General features: G+C 60.6%; 7 protein-coding genes. All 7 read left to right on the forward strand.

The genetic code is table 11. The features are described 5' to 3' along the window. Positions 1–187: 187 nt before the first annotated feature. A complete protein-coding gene (locus tag GEU01_RS11570) occupies positions 188–1,066 on the forward strand; it encodes a hypothetical protein (protein ID WP_026018686.1) in 879 nt (292 codons plus the stop codon). 132 nt (positions 1,067–1,198) lie between these two features. Continuing rightward, entirely contained in the window at positions 1,199–1,834 is a 636-nt protein-coding gene (locus GEU01_RS11575) for a DotI/IcmL/TraM family protein (RefSeq protein ID WP_010515538.1), read from the forward strand. Further along, on the forward strand, positions 1,831–2,811 hold the full coding sequence (locus GEU01_RS11580) for a DotH/IcmK family type IV secretion protein (protein WP_019086213.1): 981 nt from the start codon (positions 1,831–1,833) through the stop codon (positions 2,809–2,811). Before GEU01_RS11575 ends, GEU01_RS11580 begins: the two co-directional genes overlap by 4 nt. Next, entirely contained in the window at positions 2,811–4,049 is a 1,239-nt protein-coding gene (locus GEU01_RS11585) for a DotG/IcmE/VirB10 family protein (protein WP_019086214.1), read from the forward strand. Before GEU01_RS11580 ends, GEU01_RS11585 begins: the two co-directional genes overlap by 1 nt. Before the next feature lie 531 nt (positions 4,050–4,580). Next, positions 4,581–5,282: a hypothetical protein gene (locus GEU01_RS11590; RefSeq protein ID WP_232272507.1), complete on the forward strand. Its 702-nt coding sequence runs from the start codon at positions 4,581–4,583 to the stop codon at positions 5,280–5,282. Positions 5,283–5,299: 17 nt separating this feature from the next. Continuing rightward, positions 5,300–5,845: a hypothetical protein gene (locus GEU01_RS11595; RefSeq protein ID WP_026018687.1), complete on the forward strand. Its 546-nt coding sequence runs from the start codon at positions 5,300–5,302 to the stop codon at positions 5,843–5,845. Between the two features lie 93 nt (positions 5,846–5,938). After that, positions 5,939–6,409 (forward strand): hypothetical protein, encoded by a 471-nt coding sequence (locus tag GEU01_RS11600; RefSeq protein ID WP_019086217.1) that lies wholly within the window; start codon positions 5,939–5,941, stop codon positions 6,407–6,409. Positions 6,410–6,674 lie beyond the last annotated feature (265 nt).

The following is a 6,674-nucleotide window of genomic DNA, read 5'->3' on the forward strand; positions in this document are numbered from 1 at the left end:
ATGCCTTGGGCTGTCCATTCCAGGTGATGTGCCCCGGCGGATCACCAACGTGGACCGGAAACCGCGTCTGGAGTCATATTGGCGCGTTCTGCGCTATTTATTTCTTGACGGTTATATAACGCTTAAGAGATATTATTCCCAAAACACGTAGCCTATCCCGAAAACGCGATGACGAGGGCATACCGCCATGAAGTCAGCATCGTTCGGCCAGGTCATAAAACACGGTCTGTTTACATGGCTTCAGACCTATCCCACACCAGAAATGACACGCGCCCTTTATGCCAGGCTGCGCGACGAGGTCCTTGTGGCGACAATGCTCACCCTGACAGTGCAGGATGTGCAAGAGTCAGTTGCGCAATGGGCCGACCGACCCCAGAATGCTCTTTATGAAGCGTCTACGCGCAGGGGAGCGTGGACAAGGACCCAGCTACTCATCCTCGGCCAACGGTGGCTCTGTGGTGATAAAACCGCCGACATAGCCGAGATGCTTGGCCGCTCGGCCGGGAGCGTGCGTGCAAAAAGAAAGCAGCTTGGCCTGCCACCGCGCATCAGGCTTTCAAAAATACAGGCGGAGACCATACTTGCCGAAAAGCGGAGCGCCATTCCCGCAGATCCCGAAGCTGTCCTGACATGGGAACAAGCCTCCCTGCTTCCTCATGAAGCCCGGCGGGGACGGACATGGCTTGTCAGGAACAGCCTCAACAGGTTGACCCTCACAGGACATAAGGGCGGAGACAAGGTACGGTGGCACGAGGCCGCCAACATTGAAATCGCCTACCGCCATTTTGCATTTCAGAACCCGCGTGAAATTGCGCGGGACTTCCTTATTTCGGAAAGCGCGCTGAAATCCCAAAGCTGCTGGGAGCAGCTTCCGCCACGACGCGGCGCCAAAGTGCCCTGGTTCATTCATGCGAGGGCCGAATATTATATCGGCGAACACCACTACATCCGGCGGGAATGCCTCTGCAAGAGCGGATGCTTTTTCTGGACCACCCGCAAGGGGGGCGACCGTGTCAGCAGACGATACCGCCGCAGCATTGCCGCCACGCATGGCATTGCCGCCTGAGTAGTAGCGGGAACCGTCAAAGAAAAAACGTGCTGGTCGCAAGATAGACTTCCAGCCTGCTCTCATCACCGTCGGGAAATGAGAGTAGAGTGATGACCACCTTTTTTCATGCCCCCGTAAGGGAGGCGCGCCATGCGGCTGTTTAATTCCGCAGTAACCAGGCGGCTTACCGACCCCGACTTTCAGGGGATTGTTGTAGACAGATCACTGCTGCTCAACATCGCACTGGCGGGCGTGGTCATCGTTTTCGCGGCGCACGACGCCTATATCCGTGCACACCCGCCCACACCCCTCTATTTCTACGTTGACGGCCAGAATGCTCCCCGACCGGCCGTGGCCCTCACCAGTCCGGTACTTGGCCAGGACCAGCTTCTCGGCTGGGCCGTCAAATGGGCGATCGCACCCTACAACATCAACTATCGTGATTTTCCAACCCAGATGAACACCGCGGGCGCTCACTACACGCTCAACGGATGGAACACCTTTGCAAAGTCTTTCATTACGCAGGGGAATCTGGCGAAACTCAGAGATGCAAAACTGCTCTGTTACGCGCAGCCGACACGGGCCGCGACCGTACGCGCCGAGACAGTCGTGCAGGGACACTCGCGCTACGTAATACAGTTTCCTTTCATCCAGACCTGCGAAAACGTCAACCAGCAGAATACGCAAATGCTGATGGCAACCGTGACGATTGATCGCGTGGAGGACCTGGATCACCCGGATGGACTGGCCATCGAACAGCTTGTCGTCTCGTCGGGGAGGGAGTGACAGCCGTGCGAATTCTTTCTCTCTTTCCGCTGACCCTGTTCATCCTGCCACTTGCGGCACTCGCACAGCAGCCATCACAGCCCGGGCCTGCAGCAACGACACCTGCAGACGATCAGGATCAGGCAGCCGAAGATGAAGCCGAGCATGAGGCCATTCCTTTCACGCCCGAAGAAATCCTTCGGCTGGGGGAACGCCTGAAGGATGTGCGTCGTGCCACGGAGCAGGTCGGCACGGAATTCGCGACCCCTAATGCGCGCCCGGCGATCCGTGTCTCCTTTGCGCCTGGTCAGCAGACAAGCCTGATCTTTACGACAAAAGGGTATCCGACCGCATTGTCCTTCGTGGACAGCACGGGACAGCCCTGGCCGATCGCATGGAATACATCTGGCAATTCCGCCAACCCGGACGGCAGCACGAACTGTGCTTCCGGCAAAAGCGGCGCATCAGCCGGGAATCCTGCGGTTGAGACAACAGGTTTCTATACCTGCGTCCCCTTCAAGGGTTCCAATACCATCAATATCGAACCGATGTCGCTCCAGCCCAGAGGTGGACTGCTCGTAACGCTTCAGAACGCGCCAAAGCCGGTCTCCTTCCTGTTGATCGCGGGGCGTGGATCCTACGATGACAACCTGACCGTTCGCATGTCCGAGGGAGGACCCAATGCCCGGGAGCCGGTCGACAGCCGCCCCGGAGTGCCTGCGACAGGCGAGCCCTACATGAACGCCATGCTAAGCGGCATCCCACCAGCGTCAGCCATTCCGCTGGCCGTCGAGGGTATTTCACCCGATGACGTGCGCGCATGGCGGATTGGAAACGAGGTCTATCTTCGCACGCGCCTTCACCTCATGACGCCCTCCTCGGACAGCATGGAGCACGGTGAAGGGGGATACACGCTCTATGCCTTCCATGAGTCCCCCGTTGTCCTTCTCTCCGATGCGGGACGGACGGTCTCGGCCCATATCAGGGACGCACAGTGATGAAACCCAGATTCAACCAGCTGTTCAGTGATGCGTCGCGGGGCGGAAACCGGCGTCTGCTCGCAATCCTTGGGAGTATCGGCACCGTTCTTGGCGTCACGCTCCTCATCTCCACCATCCACCGTAAGGAGCTTCCACGCTCGGACCCCGGCAGGCCGCCCGCCGCCAACCCCCTGCCCGGGGGCCTGAATTCCAATCCGCGCCAGCAGGAACTCCGCGAAGATCAGATCCGCGACGAGGCAGGTCGGGCACAGACTGCGGGACAGTCGTATTCACCCGATATTGCACCGGGCACGCCCACCCATCCCGACGACAAGCTTCCCCCGCCCCCGGTCGCCCAGGAGGTCGGGGCGGACGTCAACCCGGCGATGGCCAGGGCCGCCGCAGCGCCAGCCCCGCACGCGCCTGAGGTCGTGCCAAGCGTTCCCGTCGTACCAGTGCAAACGGATGCAGCCTTCCGCGCCGCCATGCCACGTGACCCGCAGCTCCAGAAGGACGCCATCACCGCATACAGACATGCGATCATGGATCTCGCGGGCCGTCTTGATGGACGCTTTCCTGTCACAAATGTCCTGTATGAAAAGACGGAAACCGGAAGGGAACAGACAAAAAAACCGGTGGTCTCCCCTTCAATAACTTCGGCGGCGACAGCAAATTCCCAGACGGCCCTCTCCCGCGTCCTTGTTCCTGCCGGGCGGGGGATTTACGCCCATACGGTTTCAGCAACCAACAGCGATCTCGGGGGAGAAATCATCCTGGAGGCTGATTCAGGTCCACTCGCTGGCGACAGGATGAAAGCATCCGTCAGAAGGGCCGGGGGACATCTGAACCGGCTGGTTGTCCGTGTTGATCAGGTCTTCCATAAAAACGATCCGACCCCGATCCAGGTCGAAGGTATGGTGGTTGCACCGGACACCATGGAAGCTGCGGTGGCCTCAAGCGTTGACCAGCTATACGTTGAGCGCTTTGTTCTTCCCGCCGCTGCCGCCTTTGTCCAGGGTCTCGGGCAGGCGATCGAAATGACGTCGAACACAACCGGTTCGATCGGAGCCCTCGGCAACGTCAACTACGTCCAGTCACTGAATTTTCCGCAACAACTGGGTGTAGCGGCTGGTGCGGCGGCCTCGCAGGTCAATAGCGCGCTCATGCAGCAGATGCCGACCCAGCCGCGCGTAAATCTTGCCGCTCAGGTCAGTGTTGGCGTGATCTTCATGTCGGACGTCGTCATGAAGAAGTAAGTTTTCGGGCACCGGTCGCATGATATCGGCGAATTCTGCACTCTCTACCAGAAGGCAGCATTCACCATGACCTCAGCCGCAACCGCAACGACGTCCCGGGATCCGTTCAGCGCGGATCGCGGCACTGAACCTGTTCCGTTTCGCAAGCTGGCCACGACGCCCGAGCCTGACCCTTCGCCCGAGGCGGACATAATTGCCGAGCCTCCCTCCCCTCACCCGCAACCTGTGACAGCAGCACCTGACAGGAACCGACCCGTTCCACATGCAATGGCCCTTTTCAGGGCGCTTCCGCGCCGCAGGCAGGTCATCATCGCGGGTACTGCCGTCGGCAGTCTGCTCTCCCTCTTCCTCGTGATGGGCATAGCAAAGAGGCAGGCGTCTCCCCTAGGCCAGGAAGTCGGAGTGATTTCCGCCCCGCTACCATCAGGCCCCAAAGCGTCTCCAGCGCCGGGGCACTCACCTACATCATTGCCATCACCCCCGGCACCTCAGGTCTCGGCTACAGATGAGGATCTCAAGGCACTCCTTGCTATGAAAAAGCCGCCCCATCCCGCCGTCCCAACACCGGCAACTATGCCGACCGAGAACACGCCTGCGCAGAGACACGATATCGGCATCGAAAAGGCTGTTCCGACCGACGATGCGGTCCAGAAAGCGACCCGCCTGCAAGCGGCTCCCATGACATCGGATGACCAGTTGCAGGTGCTGAAGCTTGTGACGGAAGAAGCAGCACTGGTGCAGCGGACCCGCAGCGACATCGCAGCACTCCGGCAGGATCTTGACCGGCTGCGTATCGCAGATACGGCAAAGGCTTCGGATCTCAACCGCCGGATGTCGCTCCTCGAAGCGAAACGAGCCGTGGCCGACGCCGAAGCGCCCCCGTCAGATGGACCGGCCGCCACACGTGCCGCAGCCGACAAGGCACGGGCAGCCCTGGAAGCAGCGGCGGCCGAGCCGCAGCAGGCGCCAACGCCGCCGCAATCTCCAGCGTCCCGGACAGCGAGAATGCGCCAGGCGCCTCCTGCTCCGCCCCCGACATGGACGCCGCACTACCGGATACTTGCTGCATCTCCCCAGCTTGCCATGGTGCAAGACGATGCGGCGCCGGTCGGGCAACCGCCACAGTCCGAAATCGAAATCGGCACCGATCTCCGCGGATATGGTCGTGTGCGCGCCATCTCTCAACGCGGCACGATGTGGGTAATCCAGGCTGAACGCGGCATCATCCAGTAAGGCAAGGACACATCGACGTGCAAGGTCTGGTCAACCTCGTCAACGATCTCGCTCTCGCCATGGCCTGGCTGCTGCCAATGGCCTGCTATATTGCAGCGTGGATTGCCTTCCTGACCGGGGCATGGGGATTATGGCAGCAGCGCCAGCCCCTGAACCCGTTCGTCGGCCGTCCCTGGGTGCCCTGGATCGGGATTGTCCTGTCCGGCGTCTTCGCCACTTTTGACAGGATACTCACCAAGTCCACCACCTCTGCCGGTCTCGATACGCAGGTTTCGCTGGGAGCTTCTGTCACCGGTTATACGGATGCCGCGACCGGAAGCGTCATTTCCGGGACAGGCCCAGAGGATGCCATCCTGTCAATCGTCAGTGATTTCGCCCTGTTCTTCGAAATGTTCGGCGCCTGGGCGGCGTTCATGGCGGTCGTTGCGTGGAACGCGTCGGCGACCGGAAAAACAAACCGCTCAAAACTCAGTTGCCTCATCCAGTTCGTTTTCGGCGTGATCCTCCTCAATCCCGTCAAGGAAGCAACCTGGATCCTGAGCCACTGGACAACGTCCGGCTAGGTCCTGTCCGCAAAGAAAGCGTTCGAAGTCGCATGTTGCCGACAGAACAATGATTCGGGGGACATGATCCCTCTTTCAACGGAGCCCTCGACCATGAACCTCTCTCGCACAGGCATCACCAGCGCGGCGCGACTGACGCGTCTGGTGACACAACGGGCCGGATACAGACAGCGTGCCGTCACGGCACTTGGCACATTGGCCGTCCCGATCCTCATTGCCAGCCATGCGCTGGCCCAATCCGCAACCGGCAGCGCAAACGGTATCGGGGCCCAGATGCAGGCCACCGCCCAGGAGGGACTGACAGCGGGCGGCTTTGTCGCTGCTGCATGCATGTATGTCGCTGCCTTCATCTGCTTCATCGGCGGCGTATGGGCGGCCTGGCAGAGCCGCAACGAACAGAACCGTTCGCCCGGAAAGGTCGGTATGGCAATCGCCGGCATCGTGCTGTGCGGTCTTTTCGCAACGGGTCCGCAGTGGATCAACAAGGCTGCCAACACCGCGTCCGGTGGCTCGGCAACCGTTGGTACGCAGGCTCAGGCCTATCAATTCACGAGCGGCGGCTAGGAACCCGATCGCAATGGCCCGTCTCACACAGTCTTTCCGGCTGCTGCCGCGCCCATGGGATCCGTCAGCGCCAGACGCCGGGGAGATGGGTGAGCCGGGCCTTTTCACATGTGCGTGCTGCGGCCTGATAACGCCTGGTCGCAGGTTTCCATGGCATGGTGACGGACCCGGGCCTGTCTGCGCCTTATGCAACATCCTGCAGGATCCGACCCGTCCGGCCATTGAACGCGAAGCCGTCCTGATATGGTGGCCGAAACTGCCGCAG

Origin of the sequence: Komagataeibacter europaeus LMG 18890 (genome assembly GCF_000285295.1) — a bacterium.
Lineage (GTDB): Bacteria > Pseudomonadota > Alphaproteobacteria > Acetobacterales > Acetobacteraceae > Komagataeibacter > Komagataeibacter europaeus.